Source organism: Roseovarius salis (genome assembly GCF_044472985.1).
GTDB classification, from domain to species: Bacteria; Pseudomonadota; Alphaproteobacteria; order Rhodobacterales; family Rhodobacteraceae; genus Roseovarius; species Roseovarius salis.
Genome location: NZ_JBISDG010000128.1, coordinates 1 through 266 on the forward strand (window position 1 = coordinate 1; position 266 = coordinate 266).

A 266-nucleotide genomic window follows, 5' to 3' on the forward strand; every position below is an offset into this window, starting at 1 on the left:
GCGATGCCCTGGGCGAGCGACTATCCAGTGAGCGCGTGCTGCTGGTCGGCAACATCGACATGCTGGCGCGCGTGCTGGGCCTGCCGCCGCATGAGCGCGCGCTGCTGTTGTTCGCGTCGCTGGTGAAGTACAAGCGCGATCTGCGTGCCGTGATGGTCGATTGCAAGGTCGCTCACAGCCAGGAGGCCTTCCAACTGCTGGCGGGGCTGGCAGGCGCGAGCACCGCCGAGGTGGCCGCCTCCCTGCGCCCCGGTTCGCGGTTGGTT

1 protein-coding gene is annotated in these 266 nt (G+C 68.8%); it reads left to right on the forward strand.

Annotated features, from left to right (window positions below; all coding sequences use genetic code 11):
* A partial coding sequence (locus ACH13J_RS18490; protein ID WP_397544808.1) for a hypothetical protein occupies window positions 1-266 on the forward strand: 266 nt, incomplete at both ends.